Annotated in this window: 16 protein-coding genes; 12 read left to right on the forward strand and 4 right to left on the reverse strand. The window is 68.1% G+C overall.

Annotated features, from left to right (window positions below):
* Nucleotides 1-14: 14 nt before the first annotated feature.
* Together EGX94_RS10760 and EGX94_RS10765 are read right to left on the reverse strand one after the other, a co-directional pair.
* Nucleotides 15-365: a MarR family winged helix-turn-helix transcriptional regulator gene (locus EGX94_RS10760; protein WP_081660603.1), complete on the reverse strand. Its 351-nt coding sequence runs from the start codon at nucleotides 363-365 to the stop codon at nucleotides 15-17.
* A gap of 228 nt (nucleotides 366-593) precedes the next feature.
* Entirely contained in the window at nucleotides 594-1661 is a 1068-nt protein-coding gene (locus EGX94_RS10765; protein ID WP_081707432.1) for an IS630 family transposase, read from the reverse strand.
* A gap of 265 nt (nucleotides 1662-1926) precedes the next feature.
* Here EGX94_RS10765 and EGX94_RS10770 point away from each other — a divergent pair, with 265 nt between their 5' ends.
* From EGX94_RS10770 to EGX94_RS10805, 9 genes are all read left to right on the forward strand, one after another.
* Entirely contained in the window at nucleotides 1927-2994 is a 1068-nt protein-coding gene (locus tag EGX94_RS10770) for an IS630 family transposase (protein ID WP_081707433.1), read from the forward strand.
* 134 nt (nucleotides 2995-3128) lie between these two features.
* A complete protein-coding gene (locus tag EGX94_RS10775; RefSeq protein WP_021797250.1) occupies nucleotides 3129-3479 on the forward strand; it encodes a hypothetical protein in 351 nt (116 codons plus the stop codon).
* Nucleotides 3480-3483: 4 nt separating this feature from the next.
* Nucleotides 3484-4197 carry an IS630 family transposase gene (locus EGX94_RS10780; protein WP_264291247.1) on the forward strand — a complete coding sequence of 238 codons (714 nt, stop codon included), beginning with the start codon at nucleotides 3484-3486 and terminating at the stop codon, nucleotides 4195-4197.
* A gap of 19 nt (nucleotides 4198-4216) precedes the next feature.
* Nucleotides 4217-4405 (forward strand): hypothetical protein, encoded by a 189-nt coding sequence (locus EGX94_RS13495; protein ID WP_123826295.1) that lies wholly within the window; start codon nucleotides 4217-4219, stop codon nucleotides 4403-4405.
* A gap of 136 nt (nucleotides 4406-4541) precedes the next feature.
* Nucleotides 4542-4976 (forward strand): YjdF family protein, encoded by a 435-nt coding sequence (locus tag EGX94_RS10790; RefSeq protein ID WP_021798319.1) that lies wholly within the window; start codon nucleotides 4542-4544, stop codon nucleotides 4974-4976.
* 150 nt (nucleotides 4977-5126) lie between these two features.
* Complete coding sequence (locus EGX94_RS10795; protein ID WP_192962651.1) at nucleotides 5127-5483, forward strand: helix-turn-helix domain-containing protein; 357 nt, start codon at nucleotides 5127-5129, stop codon at nucleotides 5481-5483.
* Nucleotides 5484-5615: 132 nt separating this feature from the next.
* Nucleotides 5616-6200, forward strand: a complete 585-nt coding sequence (locus EGX94_RS10800; protein WP_021798314.1) for a transposase — start codon at nucleotides 5616-5618, stop codon at nucleotides 6198-6200.
* Nucleotides 6197-6718: a hypothetical protein gene (locus tag EGX94_RS13500; RefSeq protein ID WP_021798317.1), complete on the forward strand. Its 522-nt coding sequence runs from the start codon at nucleotides 6197-6199 to the stop codon at nucleotides 6716-6718. The genes EGX94_RS10800 and EGX94_RS13500 overlap by 4 nt, the downstream gene beginning before the upstream one ends.
* A gap of 51 nt (nucleotides 6719-6769) precedes the next feature.
* Nucleotides 6770-7714: a ribonuclease HI family protein gene (locus EGX94_RS10805; protein ID WP_123826297.1), complete on the forward strand. Its 945-nt coding sequence runs from the start codon at nucleotides 6770-6772 to the stop codon at nucleotides 7712-7714.
* A gap of 21 nt (nucleotides 7715-7735) precedes the next feature.
* Here the strand turns inward: EGX94_RS10805 and EGX94_RS10810 are convergent, their stop codons facing one another.
* Nucleotides 7736-8656 (reverse strand): enoyl-CoA hydratase/isomerase family protein, encoded by a 921-nt coding sequence (locus EGX94_RS10810; protein ID WP_043121293.1) that lies wholly within the window; start codon nucleotides 8654-8656, stop codon nucleotides 7736-7738.
* A 380-nt stretch (nucleotides 8657-9036) separates the two neighbouring features.
* Between EGX94_RS10810 and metG the strand changes: the two genes are divergently transcribed.
* Nucleotides 9037-10830, forward strand: coding sequence for a methionine--tRNA ligase (metG, locus tag EGX94_RS10815; protein ID WP_043121296.1), 1794 nt, complete (start codon nucleotides 9037-9039; stop codon nucleotides 10828-10830).
* Between the two features lie 36 nt (nucleotides 10831-10866).
* On the opposite strand, the gene EGX94_RS10820 is transcribed toward metG, so the two are convergent.
* The gene (locus EGX94_RS10820) at nucleotides 10867-12699 is read right to left on the reverse strand and encodes a DUF2207 domain-containing protein (RefSeq protein WP_021797355.1); all 1833 of its coding nucleotides are present in this window, start codon (nucleotides 12697-12699) and stop codon (nucleotides 10867-10869) included.
* A gap of 192 nt (nucleotides 12700-12891) precedes the next feature.
* On the opposite strand from EGX94_RS10820, the gene nifJ reads away from it, so the two are divergent.
* Nucleotides 12892-16812 carry a pyruvate:ferredoxin (flavodoxin) oxidoreductase gene (gene nifJ, locus EGX94_RS10825; protein WP_226906025.1) on the forward strand — a complete coding sequence of 1307 codons (3921 nt, stop codon included), beginning with the start codon at nucleotides 12892-12894 and terminating at the stop codon, nucleotides 16810-16812.
* The gene (locus EGX94_RS10830) at nucleotides 16809-17816 is read left to right on the forward strand and encodes a dihydroorotate dehydrogenase-like protein (RefSeq protein WP_021796785.1); all 1008 of its coding nucleotides are present in this window, start codon (nucleotides 16809-16811) and stop codon (nucleotides 17814-17816) included. The genes nifJ and EGX94_RS10830 overlap by 4 nt, the downstream gene beginning before the upstream one ends.
* Nucleotides 17817-17829: the final 13 nt, after the last annotated feature.

Raw genomic sequence — 17829 nt, forward strand, 5'->3', positions numbered from 1 at the left:
GGATGTAGACGCTCTCACGTCTCCAAGTCGAGATCGGCGTGAACGGCAGTGTTGAGTGCGTGGAGTACTCGAAGAGTCGTCCGAAGGTCGTCCACGCTGATACCGTCGCTCAGATGGGTGATGCGGTCAAGGTGGTTGTCGCCCATTGTGGCGATACGCTCGAGGGCCTCATCGCTGAGTCTTACTCGAGTTATTCGCCCGTCATCGGCCTGACGTTCGCGGACGACGTGACCATCTGCCTCGAGTCCGTCTACGAGCCGAGTGATGGCCCGTGGGGTGACGGAGAGAGTTCTTGCGAGTTCGCTCATGGTGGGGCGACCCAGGCGTGCAACGGTCATGAGTAGCTCAACGCGTGACGAAGACATTCCCCACGCCTCCTCGGTCAGGCGGTTTTCCGTTGCCGGCGCAGAAGTCCTCCGATGGCGCTGATCATCGTTGTGACGATGAAGGGTAATGCTTCATCCGGAAGCTCTTGGGAGTCGTCGATCCGAGTGGCGGAGGTCAAGAGGAAACGTAGGAGTGGGCTCGCGTTTCCGGTCTGTTCAAGTTCGAAGGCAAACGCAGGTGGTTCTGGCGGCCAATCACTATGGCCGTCATGAAACAAAATCGTTTCTGGTTTCGCGGGGTGGGAGGTGCTCGAAGTCGTAGTCGAATGTTCGGCCGGCGATGTATGAGGCGAACGCGCCGAAGGTTTCTTCGGGGGTCTCGTGCTGGATGTTCGCGATGTTGTTCTTGGCCGCGTTCCGGACGTGCTCGACCGGGTTGTGGTCGGGCGCGTACGGCGGCAGATGGATCGGCATGATGCGCTCCAGCGGCTGACCCGGCTCGTGGAGGGCGGTCAACGCTTTCGCGTGGTGGAATCGTGCGTTGTCCAGGACGACCGCGATCTTCTCTGTCTCGGTTTCGCGTTGGAGTCGTTCCAGCGCGAGGATCGTCTGCCAGGTGTTCCGGTTCCCCTCGATCGGGTACAATTTGACTTTTTTGCTGGTCAGCGAGAGGGCGCCGAAGAAGGACTGGGACGTCCTCCGCCGGTCCACGGACGGTCTGGTGCGCTGCCCTTTCGGGGGCTGCACGCGGCGGGTCCAGGCCTCGTGCTCCAAGCGGACCTCGCCGACCGCGTACACCTCCCAGCCCTGATCCAACAGGGCCTTGACCTGGGTCGTCGCCCAGGCCATGCGTCTGGTGACGGCTTTCTCGTCGCGGTGCCCGTCGAACGGGTCGGGCAGTTTGAAGCTCAGCCCGCAGAAGCGCAGGAGCAGCCGGTACGAGGAGTCCGACTGGTGTTCGGCGTCGGACAGGGTCTTCACGACGTCACGTATCGCCGGGACGTCCCAGAACTCGGCGCGGACACCCGCCGGGGAGGACGGCCGGACCAGGATGGTCTTGAGTTCTTCCTTCTGTGCGCGGGCGGGTTCCGCCGCGTCCTGGTTCCCGGCGTGCCCGGTGAGCACCGAGCACATCCTGGTGGCCCACCACTCGGCCAGCCATTCCTGCACCGTCCTCTCGGCCCGCTCGACCATCTTCGCGATGATGCCGATTCCGACTCCTTCAGAGGCGTACAGAATCGCTTCTGCTTTCATCCGAACCAGCACATGATTGTCGGAACGCTTCCTCCACCTGATCAGGACGGCGGTTTCTTCCGGGGTGACCTCAACCTGCATGCTCCAATCATGTCCGAAACGGCACAGGAAATCCACGAAAAATACGGTTTCGTTTCATGTCAGCCATAATAGACTCCGTAGGCTTTCCACCTTTGGCTGCAGCGGGCACGAGACAACTCTTAGTACGAAAACCTGTCAGTCTTCTGTGAAATCCGATGAACTTCAGCATCCCCCTTTACTTACCGAGGTAAAAGATCTATGGCCGTCATGAAACGAAACCGTATTTTTCGTGGATTTCCTGTGCCGTTTCGGATATGATTGGGACATGCAGGTTGAGGTCACCGGGGAAGAAACCGCCGTCCTGATCAGGTGGAAGAAGCGCGCGGACAATTATGTGTTGGTGCGGATGAAAGCAGAAGCGATCCTGTACGCTTCTCGAGGCGTTGATGTGAGCATCATCGCTGAAATGGTTGAGCGCAGCGTGAAAACCATCCGGGAGTGGCTGGCCGGTTGGCGGGACAGCAGGATGTGCTCGGTGCTGACCGGGCATGCGGGGAACCAGAACGCGGCGAAACTCACCCGTGCCCAGAAGGAAGACCTCAAGGCCGTCTTGGCCCAGCCGCCCTCACAGTCCGGGATTGATGCCGAGTTCTGGGACGTCCCAGCGATACGTGACGTCGTGAAGATCCTGTTCGATGTCGAGTACGAGTCAGATTCTTCGTACCAGCTGCTCCTGCGGTTCTGCGGGCTGAGTTTCAAGCTGCCGGACCCGTTCGACAAGCACCGCGACGAGCAGGCCGTCACCAGGCGCATGGTCGAGGTGAAAGCCCAGGTCAAGGACCTGTTGGACGCCGGTTGGGAGGTGTACGCGGCAGACGAGGTGCGCCTGGAGCATGAGGCCGAGACCCGCCGCATGTGGCTCCCGAAAGGACAGCGCACCAAACTGTCCGTGGACCGGAAGAAGACGTCCCAGTCGTTCTTCGGTGCTCTCTCGTTGACCAGCAAGAAGGTCAAGTTGTATCCGATCGAGGGGAACCAGAACACCGAGCAGACAATCCTCGCGCTGGACCGACTTCAACGCGAAACCGACACCGAGAAGATCGCGGTCGTCCTCGACAACGCCCGGTTCCACCACGCCAAGATGCTGACCGGTCTCTACGAGCCCGGCCGGCTGCTGGAACGCATCACCCCGATTCATCTGCCACCGTATGCGCCCGACCACAACCCGGTCGAGCACGTCTGGAACACGGCCAAGAACAACATCGCGAACATCCAGCGCGAGACCCCCGAAGAAACCTTCGGCGCGTTCGCCTCATACATCACCGGCCGCACCTTCGACTACGACTTCGAACACCTCCCACCCCGCGACACCGAAAACGATCTTGTTTCATGACCGCCATAAAATAAATATACACCATATGTAAGTTGAACCCAAGCTTGAGGTAAAGTCTATCGTGTTGTATGGCTGACATGAAACGAAACCGTATTTTTCATGGATTTCCTGCGCCGTTTCGGATGCGGTGGGGGGTGCGGGTCGGGGTCGCCCCGGAGGAGACCGCCGTCCTGGTCGGGTGGAGGAGGCGTTCCGACAATCATGTGCTGGTGCGGATGAAGGCCGAGGCGGTCCTGTACGCCTCCGAAGGAGTCGGAATCGGCATCATCGCAGAGACGGTCGAGCGGACGGAGAGGACGGTGCAGGAGTGGCCGGCCGAGTGGCTGGCCACCAGGATGCGTCGGGTCCCGGCCGGGCACGCGGGGAACCGGGACGCGGCGGAACCCGCCCGCGCCCAGAAGCAGGAACTCGAGACCATCCTGGCCCGGCCGCCCCTCCCAGACGGGCGTCCGCGCCGAGTTCTGGGACGTCCCGGCGATACGTGAGGTCGTGAAGATCCTGTTCGATGTCGAGTACCAGGCGGATTCTTCGCATCAGCTGCTCCTGCGCCTGTGCGGGCTGAGCCTCGAGCAGCCGGACCCGTTCGACGAGCACCGCAACGAGAAAGCCATCACCCGACGCATGGCCGAGGTGAAGACCCAAGTCAAGGCCCTGTTGGACGCCGGCTGGGAGGTGTACGCGGTCGACGAGGTGCGCTTGGAGCACGAGGCCTGGACCCGCCGGATGCAGCTCCCGAAAGGGCAGCGCACCAAGCTGTCCGTGGACCGGCGGAAGACGTCCCAGTCGTTCTTCGGTGCCCTGTCCCTCATCAATAAGAAGGTGAAGCTGTATCCGATCGAGGGGAACCAGAACACCGAACAGATCATCCTGGCTCTGGAACGGCTACAGCGTGAAACCAAGACCGACCGGCTCGCTGTCGTCCTGGACAACGCACGATTCCACCATGCGAAAGCGTTGACCGGCCTCTACGAGCCGGGCCGGCTGCTGGAGCGCATCACGCCGATCCATCCGCCGCCGTACGCGCCCGACCACAATCCGGTGGAGCACGTCTGGAACGCGGCCAGGAACGACATCGCGACCATTCAGCGCGAGACCCCCGAAGAAACCCTCGGCGCGTTCGCCTCATACGTCACCGGCCGCGCCTTCGACTACGACTTCGAACACCTCCCACTCCGCGAAACCAGAAACGATTTTGTTTCATGACGGCCATATATATGATCGGATGATTGCTAATGATCGAGCTTCAGATCCTTTAAGTCTCCTCGGGAGCTTAGGGATGGCTCTTGTATCTCCCGTTGGAAGTGAGTATACACCGAATAATCTTATTGAATTTATTAAGCAAGCCGATTTTATGGATTTATACCAACAGAACTTAGCTGCTACGGACACGTTGATTGTAGCTAAAAAATAGCCAATGGAGATGCAAAGTATGAAAAAATTTAATATGAAATATTTAAATCTTCCTAGACCCTTAATATTTATTGAACTATATTATCGCAAAACACCTATGCTGGTGAATTATCGAGAGATGAGTATAAGGATTCAAAATGGTAATTCGTGCTTCAACTACGCTATATTATAATGGTCAGTTCTGGTGTATTTTGTTTGAAATGGAGGATGATAGTGGTCGCTATGTATCACAAGAGGTACTTGGTGCTGAACCTGGTTCTGCTGAGTTGATCAATTGGATTCATAAAAATGGTTCTGCATTAATAGAAAAGGCAGTTTGTAGTTCTCCGATACATTCGGATATAGAACAATATAGTTATAAGAAAATTAATCCAAAGCGTGCCGCTAGAATTGCTGCTAAAGAAGCTAGGGTTGCAAAGCTTAGTACGGCTTCACAAGAAGCCCTTGCACGACAACGCGATGATCTTAAAAAGACGGCTTCAGCGAATAAAAAGAGAGAAAAAGATGAACATGAAAAATATGTTAGATCGGTGAGACGTGCTAAAGCTAAAGAAAAACATAAGGGTCATTGATAATTACTCCAAATTGAATGGCTGACCCTTTAGAACGATAGTGTTCTTTTAACAAGGTTTTTGGGTGAGTCGGTATGGAAATTTTGGCCGGCATGAAACGAAACCGTGTTTTTCGTGGATTTCCTGTGCTGTTTCGGATATGATTGGAGCATGCAGGTTGGGGTCGCCCCGGAAGAGACCGTCGTCCTGGTCGGGTGGAGGAAGCGTTCCGACAATTATGTGTTGGTGCGGATGAAAGCAGAAGCGATCCTGTACGCCTCCGAAGGAGTCGGAATCGGCATCATCGCGAAGATGGTTGAGCGGGCCGGGAGGACAGTGCAGGAGTGGCTGGCCGACTGGCGGGCCACCAGGATGTGCTCGGTCCTGACCGGCCATGCGGGGAACCAGAACGCGGCGAAACCCGCCCGCGCCCAGAAGGAAGAACTCAAGCCATCCTCGCCCAGCCGCCCTCCCCGGCGGGCATCCACGCCGAGTTCTGGGACGTCCCAGCCCTGCGCGACGTCGTGAAGACCCTGTTCGACGTGGAACAACACCAGTCGGACTCCTCGTACCGGCTGCTCCTGCGCTTGTGCGGGCCGAGCCTCGAGCCGCCCGGACCCGTTCGACGAGCACCGCGACGAGAAAGCCATCACCCGACGCATGGCCGAGGTGAAAACCCAAGTCAAGAGCTTGTTGGATCAGTGCTGGGAGGTCTACACGGCAGGCGAGGTCCGCTTGGAGCACGAGGCCGAGACCCGCCGCATGCAGCCCCCAAAAGAGGGCAGCGCACCAGGCCGGTCCGTGGACCGGCGGAGGACGTCCCAGTCCTTCTTCGGCGCACTCTCCCTGACCAGCAAGAAGGTCACGCTGTACCCGATCGAGGGGAACCGGAACACCGAGCAGACGATCCTCGCACCGGACCTGCTCCAACGAGAAACCGAGGCAGAGAAGATCGCGGTCGTCCTGGACAACGCCCGGTTCCACCACGTGAAAGCGTTGACCGCCCTCTACGAGCCGGGCCGGCTGCTGGAGCGCATCACGCCGATCCATCTGCCGCCGTACGCGCCCGACCACAACCCGGTCGAGCACGTCCGGAACACGGCCAAGAACAACATCGCGAACATTCAGCGCGAGACCCCCGAAGAAACCTTCGGCGCGTTCGCCTCACACGTCACCGGCCGCGCCGTCGACCACGACTTCGAACACCTCCCGCCCCACGAAACCAGAAACGATCCTGTTCCATGACAGTCATGATTGTCTGTGCGTTTCTTCCACCTGATCAGAACGGCGATTTCTTCCGGGGTGACCTCAACCTGCATGCCTCGATCATATCCAAAAAGACGCATCAAATCCATCAAAAATATGACTTTATTTCACGGCATCCACAGGACACGGCACTGATCAAAATACGCACCAAAACGGGAACACCAAGGACTCGGGGCGGCATCCTCTCCCCACTGGCCCGGCATCGGCGCCCGCGCACCGACGCCGTCCATGGCGCCGACGGCCCGACCCCGGATCGCAGGACGGTGAGACGGATGCGCGCGGCCCGCACCGGCGACCGGCGCACAGGACTCGCGTCGTCCGCGGACCCAGAGCCGGCGGTGTGCATCCACGATGTCGCTGTGCGCCCGCGGCGCGGCACGAACGACCCGGCGACGACCATCGTCCCGATGGGGAGCGGCGGAATCGGCGGGGCCAGGGGTTCCGCCGCGGCGGCAGGAGGCACGGCGCGACTCGGGGCGATCCAGTCATGTCGGTGATTCAGTCGTACTGGGGTGGGGCTCGTTTGGCGGCATGAGCACAATGGGGGCGTGATCACGGCTGCTGCAGACGGTTCGTCCCTGTCCAACCCCGGCCCGGCCGGCTGGGCCTGGTACATTGACGACGAGCGCTGGGCCAGCGGTGGCTGGCCGCACGGCACGAACAACATGGGCGAGCTGCGGGCCGTTCTCGAGCTGCTGCGCGCCACGGCCGTCGACGCCGACCAGCCGCTGCGCGTCCGGTGCGACTCGCAGTACGTCATCAACGCCCTCACCCGGTGGCTGCCCGGATGGAAGCGCAACCGCTGGCGCAAGAAGGACGGCAGGCCCGTGCAGAACGTCGAGTTGCTCCAGGCACTCGACGAGGCCCTGGCCGGGCGCGAGGTCTCCTTCGAGTGGGTCAAGGGCCATGCCGGCGACCGCATGAACGAGGCCGCCGACGCCCGCGCCCGGGCGGCCGCCACCGCCTATCGGGACCACCGCGAGCCCGACCCCGGACCCGGATACCGGCCCGGCTCCGACCGCCGCCCGGACCCGGCGCCGGCGCCCTGCCCGGCGGACCGCGGCACGGCGGGCCGCGGCGCGCTGGGCGCCCCGAGCCCCGTCGTCGAGCCCGATCCGTCCGGCGCCGTCGCACCGGCCCGCGACGGGCTCGCCGAGGTCTGGGAGGCCGAGCGGGCTCTGCTCACCGCCCCCGTCCGCGCCGACCCCGACCGGCTGCGCGTGCTCCTGCACCCCGACTTCGTCGAGCACGACGCGGCCGGGCGCATCTGGACGCGCAGCCGCCTGCTCGCCCAGATCGCGCCCCTCGAACGCGAGACCCGGCTCGAGCAGCTGGGCGCCACCCGCCTGGGCCCCGACGCCGTGCTGCTGCGCTGGCGCGCCGTCACGAGGACGATGTCGAGCCTGCGCAGCTCGGTATGGGTGCGTGACGACGCGCTCGGCCGCCCGCGCTGGCGCCTGCTCTTCGCCCAGGGCACCGCAACCAGGTCCTGAAACCGGGCGATGCGGGGCGGGTCAGCCGACGATGGCCCGCACACGGGACGGGTCGACGTCCTCGACGCGGGCGTGCGCGAAGCGCGGGTCGCGGTCCTTGTCGACGAGCTGGGCGCGCACGCCCTCGACGAAGTCGCAGTCGGGCAGCAGGCCGCGGGCGATCCGCAGGTCCTGGTCGAGCGCCTCGACCGGCCCGGCCAGGCCCGCGGCGCGGCGCACCGCGGCCAGCGCCACGCACACCGACAGCGGCGACTTGGCGCGGATCCGGCGGGCGGCCTCCTGGGCCCGCTCGTCGCTGCTGGACTCGAGGCGGGCGAGGATCTCGACCGGGTCGTCGCCGACGAAGCACTCGTCCACCCAGCCCAGGTCGAGCACCGGCGCGGCGGCCATGCCCTCGACCTCGTCGACGAGACCCAGCCCGAGGGCGGTGGGCGCGTCGATCGTCCGGCCGGTCATGGCCAGCCAGGCGCCCGCCTGGCCCGGCAGCCGGGAGAACTCCCAGGTCATGCCGACATCGGGCCACAGGCCGATCTGCACCTCGGGCATCGCCAGGGCCAGGTCGGCGGCCGCGACGCGGTGCGCCCCGTGCATCGACAGGCCGAGGCCGCCGCCCATCGCGATGCCGTGCAGGTGCGCGGTGACAGGTTTGCCGAAGCCGGCGACGAGCGCATCGGTGCGGTACTCCAGCGCCAGGAAGTCCAGCGCCGGCCCGACGCCGCCCCCGAGCATCATCTCGCGCATCGCGCGCACGTCGGCGCCGGCGCAGAAGCCCCGCCCCTCCCCGTGCAGGTGCAGCGAGGTGATCGACGGATCGTCGCGCCAGGCGGTCAGCCGGGGGGCGATCGCCTCGAACATCTCGGTGGACAGGGCGTTGAGCGCCCTCGGGCGGTTCAGGCGCAGGACCGCCGCGCCGCCGTCGACCTCGAACACGACGTCGTCCATGGGGGCCTCCATGATCTCTCGGACGGGCGCGGGGCGCGGCCGCCCCGCGCGGGGAACAGCCCCGAGACTACCGGTCCGGGTCCGCCGGGGTCCGGCGTTCCGGCCGATCGGACCGCTGCTCGGGGAACGGCCCGGACGAGGGCGGGGGAGCACGACATGACGGCGCTCGGCCCGTCGTACGGGGAACGGCCGCCATCGGCGCCGGACCCGACAGCCCGCCCGGCCGATCGGTCCGACGTCCCGGGAACGGTCCTGGGCCACGGTCCGGGGCTCCCGTCCTGCCGGGCGCTCGGCGCCGAGCGCGTGCCCGCCCGGACCCACGGTCCGGGGCTCGCGGAACCGTGCGGCGGCCGGAGCGGCGTCCTACTATCCTTGGCCGCATGTGCGCTCACATCCTCGCGACTGCTGCCTGGCCCTACGCCAACGGGCCCCGCCACATCGGCCACGTGTCCGGCTTCGGCGTCCCCTCCGATGTCTTCGCGCGGTACATGCGCATGGCGGGCCACGACGTCCTGCTCGTGTCGGGCTCGGACGAGCACGGCACCGCGATCCAGGTGAAGGCCGAGGCCGAGGGCCTGACCCCCCAGCAGACCGCCGACAAGTACCACGCCGTCATCGTCGAGGACCTGGCGGGCCTGGGGCTGAGCTACGACCTGTACACCCGCACCACGACGCTCAACCACCAGGAGGTCGTGCAGGAGATCTTCCGCACCCTCCACCGCAACGGCTACATCGTCGAGCGGACCCAGCTCGGGGCCATCTCGTCGAGCACCGGTCGTACTCTGGCCGACCGCTACGTCGAGGGCATCTGCCCGATCTGCGGCTTCGAGGGCGCCCGCGGCGACCAGTGCGACAACTGCGGCAACCAGCTCGACCCCACCGACCTCATCGAGCCGCGCAGCCGGATCAACGGCGAGAGGCCGAGCTTCGTCGAGACCTCGCACTTCTTCCTCGACCTGCCCGCGCTGGCCGACGCCCTCATGGCCTGGCTCGACTCGCGCAGCGACTGGCGTCCGAATGTGCTGAACTTCAGCTACAACTTCGCCAAGGAGCTCAAGCCCCGCGCCATCACCCGTGATCTCGACTGGGGCGTCCCGGTGCCGGTCGAGGGCTGGGCCGACGACGAGATGAAGCGCATCTACGTCTGGTTCGACGCGGTGATCGGCTACCTGTCCGCCTCCGTCGAGTGGGCCCGGCGCTCCGGCGACCCCGACGCCTGGAAGGCCTGGTGGCAGGACCCGCAGGCCCGCTCGTACTACTTCATGGGCAAGGACAACATCGTCTTCCACTCGGTCATCTGGCCCTCGATGCTGCTCGGCCTCAATGGCGAGGGCTCCCGCGGCGGCACCCCCAGCGCCGAGCTCGGCCGGCTCGACCTGCCCACCGAGGTCGTCTCCAGCGAGTTCCTCACGATGAGGGGCTCGAAGGTCGACACGAGCGCGGGCGTCGTCATCTACGTCGGCGACTTCCTCCGCGAGTTCGGACCCGACGCGCTGCGCTACTACATCGCCGTTGCCGGGCCCGAGAACAAGGACACGGACTTCACCTGGGACGAGTTCGTCCGCCGCAACAACAACGAGCTGGCCAACGAGTGGGGCAACCTCGTGAACCGCTCGATCTCGATGGCCGCCAGGAGCAACGGCGCCGTCCCGCCGGCCCACGAGCTCACCCGGGTCGACCGGGAGCTCCTCGACGCCGCCGGGGACGCCTTCGGCACGGTCGGCGGTCTCATCGAGCAGTGCCGGTTCAAGGCCGCCATCACCGAGGCCATGCGCGTCGTCTCGCTCGCGAACCAGTACATCTCCCAGCAGGAGCCCTGGAAGCTCGAGGACGACCCCGACCGCCGCGACACGGTCCTCAACACCGCCCTCCAAGTGGTCCAGGACGCCAACACGCTGCTCACGCCGTTCCTGCCGCACGCCGCCCAGAGGGTCTTCGAGATGCTCGGCGGCCGGGGCGTCTGGGCCGCCCAGCCCCGCATCGAGCAGGTCACCGAGGGCCGGGGCCCGGCCGAGCACAGCTACCCGGTGCTCACGGGCGACTACGCGGGCCAGCAGGCCGTGTGGTCCTCCCGCCGGATCGGGCCGGGGACGCCGCTGAGCAGGCCGATCCCGCTGTTCCGCAAGCTGGACGCCGAGCTCGGCCGCACCGGCCCGGAGTGGGCTCGCATCTGAGGGCCCCGCCGTGACGCCCGGGGCCGGTTCCGGGCCTCACCAGGCGGTGACTTCCGGGGATTGCGTCGAGGCGTAGCGCGTCGCCAGCGCCAGCGCATGGGCGAAGTCGTCCACGAGGTAGGTGAGCGCCTCGAGCTCGCCCTGGCCGCGTCGGGGCGAGTCCGACAGGCCCTCGTACCAGATGAACTTCGGCCTGTAACGGCCCTCGTCGGTGAGCTCCTGGAAACGGTCGATCCAGGCCTCCGAGACGCCGAAGGCGACCGCCCAGGGCAGGTAGCGGCCGAAGATGTTGCCCGACTCGGCCCAGTCGACGCTCTCCGGGTCGAGGTCGACGAGGAACGAGCGGAAGCCCATCGCCTGCTCGCGCACGGCGCTGCCGACCGGCGTGCGCGAGGGCATGAGCGGGATGACGGCCAGGACGAGCAGGCCGATCGAGGTGATCGCCACCGACCACAGGCCCAGGCCGAGCGGCCCGGCGAGGAGCACGACCGAGAGCAGGCCGCCCAGACCCACGACGGTGCCGACGGCGCGGCAGCGGGCCCGCGCCTTGTTGGGCGCCACCCGGAACCAGCCGAGCTCGGCCACCCGCCGCTCGATGCCCTCGCGCGTCGTGAGGAAGCCGCCCTTGGCGCGGGAGATCTGCTGGGTGCTCGTGACCGTGACGATGCGCCCCTTGACCTTGGGGAACATCTTCTTGAGCACCGTGCGCTCGTAGAGCTCCAGCGCGCCGGCCTCCTTGTCGGTGCGGCGGAAGGTCCATGCGTGGTCCTCCTCGCGGTGGATCGTCATGAAGCCGCGCACGGCGAGGTCGAGCATCGTCGCCGTGATGTGGGCGAACTCGGGGCGGGCGTCGATGAGCATGCCCACCTCGGCGGGCCGGGTGCCCTCGGGCGGGCAGGAGCGCTGCGGCACGTGGTGGGCCGTGCCGCGCACGACCCGGGTGCCCGGCGGCGGGGGAATGGTGCCCGGCACGGGGCTGGCCCAGCGGTGGTCCCGGCAGATGAGGGAGAGGTGGGCGAGGGTGAGGCCGCCGCCGACAACGAGGATCACCGCTGCGCCGACGAGGTCCGGGCCGTCGAGCGGGAAGCGGTCGGCCAGGGTCTTGACGGTCGTGTACGACTCGTCGACGTCCTGGAAGGTGCCCCGCGGGCAGTGCGCCCGCAGCACGAGCGCCCGGTCGGCCCCCACGTCCTGCGCGGCGAAGCGCGCGACGACCCCCGAGGTGAAGGCCCGGCAGTCGGCGCCGCCGGAGGCGCAGTCGGCGCCGAGCACGGCGTCCGGCGCCACGACGACGGCGGTGAACCGGTCGTGCACCGCCGAGCCGGCGAGGACGGCGGGCCAGACGAACCCGTCCTGCTCGCCGCCCGGGGTGACGAGCCCCCGGACGGTCATGGTGATCGTGTAGCGCTGGACGCCGACGACCTTGGCGCCGCGATCGCCGATCGTGTAGAGGCGCTCGTCCCGCGCGCTGTGAGAGCGCACCGCGGTGCTCGCGCCCGTCGGGCTCGTGACCCCCACGTCGGTGGTGCGCACCGCGCGGTAGCGCCGGTGCCCGTCCGCCTCGTCGGCCTCGATGCGGCGCGGCACCCGGAGGACGGGGCCGGTGACGGGCGTCGTCCCCGCGTCGAGGACGAGGTCGATGCGCACGCGGGCGACGCCGTTGCGGTCGAGCTCGATGCGCTCGTCCACGCTCGTGAAGCGCCCCTCGGCCGGGCCCGGCTCGGCCGCGGCGCGCGTCGGCGCCCCCATGAGCAGCGCCGCGCCCATCGTCAGCGCGGCGCACAGGGCGCACAGCAGCCGCAGCCGGGGACCGCGGGCGCCCGACCCCCGGCTGCGGGGCGGCTGCACCGGTGCGTGCGAGACGGTCACGAGGGGCAGGTTAGTCGACGAGGCCGCGGCCGTGCGAGGGATCCGGGTCCGGCCGCGCACCCGCTCAGGGTCCCCTGAGCGCCATCACGGGCGGATCGGCGCCCCTGTGAGGCCATCTCGCACGGTCTGGCACCGCAGTGCCGATCGGCTTGTGGCCTGTGGAATTCTGGGGGAGCAGAAGAGGAGTTCTCGATGACCACGACCGTCCGTTCAGACGCCGCCACGGCGACGACCACCGACCAGACGACCTCCGGGGCGCCCCCGGCGGATGGGTCCCGCGCGCGGGGCCGCCGCGAGACCATGGACGGCAACGAGGCGGCGGCCCGCGTCGCCCACGCGATGAGCGAGGTCATCGCGATCTACCCCATCACCCCGAGCTCGGCCATGGCCGAGAGCTGCGACGCCTGGAGCGCCGCCGGGCGCACGAACATCTGGGGCGGTGTGCCCCGGGTCGTCGAGATGCAGTCCGAGGGCGGTGCCGCCGGCGCGCTGCACGGCGCCGTGACGAAGGGCGTCATGGGCACCACCTTCACGGCCTCCCAGGGCCTGCTGCTCATGATCCCGAACATGTACAAGATCGCCGGCGAGCTCACCCCGGCCGTCATCCATGTGGCGGCCCGTGCCGTCGCGACGCACGCGCTGTCGATCTTCGGCGACCACTCCGACGTCATGGCCTGCCGCCAGACCGGCTGGGCCATGCTGTGCGCCTCGAACGTCCAGGAGGCCCACGACCTCGCCGCGGTCTCGCACGTCGCGACGCTGCGCACCCGCGTGCCCTTCCTGCACTTCTTCGACGGCTTCCGCACCAGCCACGAGGTCAACACCCTCGACACCCTCGAGCGCGAGGACCTGCGGGCGCTCGTCCGCGAGGAGGACGTGCTCGCCCACCGCGAGCGCGGCCTGACCCCCGACGCCCCGCAGCTGCGCGGCACCGCCCAGAACGCCGACGTCTACTTCCAGGCCCGGGAGGCCGTCAACCCCTTCTACGAGGTCGCGTCGGGCGTCGTCCAGGAGGTCATGGACGAGCTCGCCGCCCGCTGCGGCCGCCAGTACCACCTCGTCGACTACCACGGCGCGCCCGACGCCGACCGGGTCGTCGTCGTCATGGGCTCGGGCGGCGCCACCGTCCGCGAGACCGTCGAGGCGCTCAACGCCGACGGCGCCCGGCTCGGCGTGGCGCAGGTGCGCCTGTACCGCCCGTTCCCCGCCGAGGCCCTCATCGAGGCGCTGCCCCCGAGTGTGCGCCGCATCGCCGTCCTCGACCGCACGAAGGAGCCCGGCAGCGCCGGGGAGCCGCTGTTCGCCGACGTCGTCATGGCCGTCGCCGAGGCGGGCGAGCACTTCGACGGGCCCCTGCCGCTGATCACCGGCGGGCGCTACGGCCTGGGCTCCAAGGAGTTCACCCCGGCCATGGCCAAGGCCGTCTTCGACGACCTGGCGGCCGAGGCGCCGCACCGGCGCTTCACCATCGGCATCGACGACGACGTGACGCACCTGTCGCTTCCGGTCGACGAGGACTTCCGGATCGCCCCCGAGGGCCTCACCGCCGTCTTCTTCGGCCTCGGCGCCGACGGCACCGTCGGGGCCGCCAAGAACTCGGTGAAGATCATCGCCTCCGAGCCCGACCGCTACGCGCAGGGCTACTTCGTCTACGACTCCCGCAAGTCGGGCGCCACGACGGTCAGCCACCTGCGCTTCGGCAGCAGGCCGATCGACGCCCCCTACCTCGTCGACGCCGCCGACTTCGTGGCCGTCCACCAGTTCGAGCTCCTCGAGAGGATGCCGACCCTCGACCTGGCCAAGCGGGGCGCGACGGTGCTCGTCAACTCGCCGTACGGCGCCGACACCTGGGACCGGCTGCCCGAGGACGTCCAGCGCATCATCCTCGACCGCGACCTCGACCTGTGGGTCGTCGACGCCGCCCGGATCGCCCACGAGGCGGGCCTGGGCCAGCGCATCAACACGGTCATGCAGCCCTGCTACTTCTACCTGTCGGGCGTCGTCGACCGGGACGAGGCGATCCCGCGGATCAAGGAGAGCATCGAGAGAACCTATCTGCGCAAGCGCGGGCGCATCATCGTCGAGCGCAACTTCCAGGCCGTCGACGCGGCCGTCGAGAGCATGGTCCACGTCGAGCCCGGGTCCGAACTGTCCGGCCTGGCCCGTATGAGACCGCTGCCCGACGAGGCGCCCGACTTCGTCAGGCGCGTCACCGGAGCCATGCTGCGCGGCGAGGGCGACTCCCTGCCGGTGAGCCTCCTGCCGGTCGACGGCACCTGGCCGGTCGCCACGAGCCGGTACGAGAAGCGCGGCATCGCCGAGGAGATCCCGATCTGGGACGAGAGCCTGTGCATCGACTGCGGCAAGTGCGCCCTCGCCTGCCCGCACGCGGCGATCCGCATCAAGGTCGCCCCCGCCGACGAGTTCGCCGACGCGCCCGAGGGCTTCCCGTCGAAGAACTACCGCGACCGGAGACTGACCGACCACCGGCTCGTCGTCCAGGTGGCCCCCGACGACTGCACCGGCTGCTCCATCTGCGTCGACGTCTGCCCGGCACGCTCGAGGACCGAGGTCAAGCGCAAGGCCCTCGCGATGGAGCCCCGCCGCGAGCACCTCGCGGCCGAGCGCGCCCACTACGACTACTTCCTGGGCCTGCCCGAGATCGACCGCACCGTGGTGCGCCACGACCAGGTCAAGGGCGTCGCCCAGCTGCAGCCGCTCTTCGAGTTCTCGCTGGCCTGCTCCGGCTGCGGCGAGACCCCCTACATCCGCACCCTCACCCAGCTGTTCGGCGACCGCATGCTCATCGCCAACGCCACCGGCTGCTCGTCCATCTACGGCGGCAATCTGCCGACCGCCCCGTACGCGAAGGACCGGCACGGGCGCGGCCCGGCCTGGAGCAACTCGCTGTTCGAGGACAACGCCGAGTTCGGCCTGGGCATGCGGCTCGCCTGGGAGCAGCAGAACGACGAGGCGAGGCGCCTGCTCGCCGAGCTGCCCGGGCTCGACGCCGAGCTGGTCTCCGGGCTGCTCGACGCCGACATGGGCCAGGAGCAGGGCGTCGTCGACCAGCGCGAGCGCGTCGCCCGGCTCAAGAAGGCCCTCGCCGGGCGCACCGACGCCGCCTCCGCGCGCCTGGCCTCCCTCGCCGACGAGCTCGTCGAGAAGTCCGTGTGGATCATCGGCGGCGACGGCTGGGCCTATGACATCGGCTACGGCGGCCTCGACCACGTGCTCGCCAGCGGACGCAACGTCAACATCCTCGTGCTCGACACCGAGGTCTACTCCAACACCGGAGGTCAGGCCTCGAAGGCGACCCCGCGCGGGGCGGCGGCGAAGTTCGCGGCCGGCGGCAAGAGCGGCGCCAAGAAGGACCTCGGCCTCATCGCCCAGGCCTACGGCGACGTCTTCGTCGCGCAGGTCTCCATGGGCGCCAACCAGCAGCAGACGGTGCGCGCCCTCCTCGAGGCCCAGGCCTGGCCCGGGCCGAGCCTCGTCATCGCCTACGCCACGTGCATCGCCCACGGCATCGACATGGGCACGTCCATGACGCACCAGGCCGAGGCCGTCTCCAGCGGCTACTGGCCGCTGTACCGCTTCCGCCCCGGCACCGACGAGCACGCGGTGCCCCTGCACCTGGACTCCAAGGCCCCCACCGGACGGGTCGCCGACTTCATGGCGAAGGAGGCGCGCTTCGCGATGCTCAAGCGCTCCGACCCGGAGCGCGCCGCCGAGCTCGAGAGGCTGGCGCAGGCCGACGCCGACGAACGCTGGCGCTACTACAGCCAGGTCGCCGGCATCGAGCGGGCCCTGCCCTCCGAGCGGCCCGGGGACGAGGACGGCGCCCCGCAGCCCGTCGCCCGGCCCACGGCGCGGGCCGGGGCCGACGGCGACGTCGCGAAGGCGGCCCGCGCCGCCCGCATCGCCGCCGCCCGGGCCAAGGCTGCCGCCGCCAGCGGCGCGGACAGGGGCTCCGGAGGGGCCCCCCGGCCCGCCGAGGGGGCCGCCGCCCGTCCGAGCAAGGAGGAGCGGGCGGCCGCGATCGCCGCACGTCGCGCGGAGCTGGCCGCCGAACGGGCCGCCGCCCGGGCCGAGGGGGAGGACGCCCGATGAGTGCTCCGCAGCTGAGCACCACCTACATGGGCCTCGACCTGGTCAGCCCGGTCGTGGCCTCCGCCGGACCGTTCAACCGCCGACTCGACAAGCTCATCGAGATCGAGGCGTCCGGGGCGGGCGCCGTCGTCCTGCCCAGCCTCTTCGCCGAGGAGATCGAGGCGGAGGCGCTGGCCGCCGACTCCGTGCTCGACACCGGCGACGCCTTCGCCGAGTTCGACTCCGCCCCGCTGGCCGGCCTGTCGGTGAGCGGCACCGCCTCCGCGGACCGGTACGTCGAGCTGGTCGGCGACGCCGCCGAGGCCCTGTCGATCCCGGTCATCGCCTCACTCAACGGCGCCCGCCCCGGTGACTGGGCGCGCTACGGCAGGCTCCTCTCCGATGCCGGCGCCGACGGGCTCGAGCTCAACCTCTACGACGTCGCCGCGGACCCCGCGCTCACCGCCGCGGACGTCGAGGACCGCCACCTCGCCGTCGTCGCCGAGGTGCGGGAGGCCGTCGGAGGGCTGCCGCTGGCCCTGAAGATCTCGCCCTATCTGTCCTCGCTGGCCAACTTCGCCCCGCGGGCCCGCGCCGCCGGCGCCGACGCCCTCGTGCTGTTCAACCGCTTCTACGGCCCCGACATCGACCTGGAGGAGCTGACGGTGACCCCGCGGCTGGTCCTGTCGACCCGGGCGGAGCTGCCGCTGCGGCTGCGCTGGGCCGGCATCCTCGCCGCCCAGTGCCCCGACCTGCAGATCGCCGTCACCGGAGGCGTGCACGGCGGCGCCGACGTCGTGAAGTCGCTCATCGTGGGGGCCCGGGTGGCCTGCACGACCTCGGCCGTCCTCGACGAGGGGCCCGGCGTCATCGCGACGATGCTCGACCGGCTGCGCGACTGGCTGGCCGCGCGCGGTTACGGGTCCGTCGACCAGCTGCGCGGCGCCATGGACGCCCACTCGGTCGACGACCCCGCCGCCTTCGAGCGCGCCCAGTACGTGAAGGTGCTCCACACCTGGTCCTGACGCCGGGCCCGCG

This window comes from Propionibacterium acidifaciens, from assembly GCF_003798325.1.
Lineage (GTDB): Bacteria > Actinomycetota > Actinomycetes > Propionibacteriales > Propionibacteriaceae > Propionibacterium > Propionibacterium acidifaciens.